The organism is Methanospirillum sp., assembly GCF_035406105.1.
Classification (GTDB): Archaea; Halobacteriota; Methanomicrobia; order Methanomicrobiales; family Methanospirillaceae; genus Methanospirillum.
Window position 1 is genome coordinate 1 of sequence record NZ_DAONKG010000337.1, and the last position, 1,692, is coordinate 1,692.

Annotated in this window: 1 protein-coding gene and 1 pseudogene; both read right to left on the bottom strand. The window is 40.8% G+C overall.

Annotation, left to right across the window (positions count from 1 at the left end):
* A pseudogene (locus PLA23_RS13220) lies at positions 1-565 on the bottom strand (hypothetical protein); the annotation flags it as partial.
* Between the two features lie 811 nt (positions 566-1,376).
* Positions 1,377-1,692, bottom strand: a 316-nt coding sequence (locus PLA23_RS13225) for an ATP-binding protein (protein WP_324475508.1), incomplete at its 5' end; no start/stop codon positions are given.

A 1,692-nucleotide genomic window follows, 5' to 3' on the forward strand; every position in this document is an offset into this window, starting at 1 on the left:
ATACTTCATCGAAAGCAGACCTTTTTTTTTGAGTAATATTATAGAATCTGTCTTTCACGGTAAAATTAATTGGCTCCGGAGGGCACCACGGCTTAGTATTATTGCACGAAAATTTGATTAGATTAGGGTAATAATTTAAATAATTTTGTGAGTAATATCTTGAGAAATTTAAAGAAGATGTTCCGCCAACTGATGAAATGTCCGATACATATCCTTTAACAACTACTTCCAAAAAATCATTCTGTTCGTTCACCATCAATGTGCCAGAAGCCTCAATGTATGAACTCATCGGCATAATACTCAAAGCACCAGAACCTACCGAAGATAACGTACCTAATTCAAATGATCTGGCAATTGGGAGATTTATTTTATCATTAATTATTAACCCGTCAATATCTGCTTTTAATCCGATAAACTCCTGAGTAATATATTTCATATGGGCTATTTCTGCATCCCGCCCTTGAATTGGAACCACATATAACAGGTACATAGAGAAAAGTATCCCTAACAGAGAGACGATCATCAAAAACCCGATTACCTCTGATAGCGCCTGCTCGTCTTTCACGCCCCACCCCAAATGGTACTACTATCTCTCTCAAAGTTCATGAAGCTATTTATGAAACTAATCTCCCAACACACTCGGAATTTAAACACTCAATAAACCTGTTTTCTGTACCATATACATCATACTTCCCATTTCTTATCTCGTATTCATCTGATAAGCTTATAGAAAACCCATTTCATATGCGGTAAGCATCTCAATTATGGAGCGTTCCCACCATTCATACCGAAGCCCGCTATTGCAGGATCTCATGGGGCTCCTATCCTTTCCGTGCCCTGTTGCTTCTAATCAATAACGGCCCGTTATTAAACGGATATACCCGTATTTCCGGCAAAAACAATCCCAAATTAACCTTAAATTATCACGACGGTATCCTGCCGTCATGAACAGAGAAATTTCAGGAAAAAAAGCCCACATTATTGAAATTCTCTCAGTGAGGTTCCCGTCCGATCATCCCAGGACCCGAAAACCCGATACCGTCGCGTAATAATAAACGGAGAATAACCCCTATTTGCCCCCATTTTCCTCATTACAGCCGGATTTCCCTATGGTTCAGACCAAAAGACAAAATCACAATTCGATCAGGTGACAAACCGGGTGAAACATAGATATCACTGCAAGTCTGTACCTCCAGATATTTCCTCCTTCTCCAAAAATCTGATTATTCATCCCATTCATTGAAAGGAGAACAAAAAGACAACAAAGACGCTCAATGTATCAGATGCACAAAAACCGGTCATAGGAATGGCTTTTGAAAATACGTATCATCCATAGGCCTGAATACGAATAGAAAAGATATGAAGAACCAGAGCACTTACTGATTTATCCTATCCGGACTCTTCTGCTCCCATGCTCCATCCGGAATCCGGATCTCAAACACTGCCCCCTCCCCCTCTCTCCCGGTCTCAGTAATGGTAAGACCGGTAATGTCCAGGATCTCCCGTGTTAAAAATAACCCAAGACCAGTATTCTTACCAACCCCCTTTCTGAAGATCCGCTCTTTCATCTGCATCGGAATTCCTACACCATCGTCACAGATAACCCACACCGCATCAGGACCGGTCTGATACCAATACGACATTATTATGGTTATCTTTTCCCCGTACCGCTGTGCATTGTCAACAAGATTG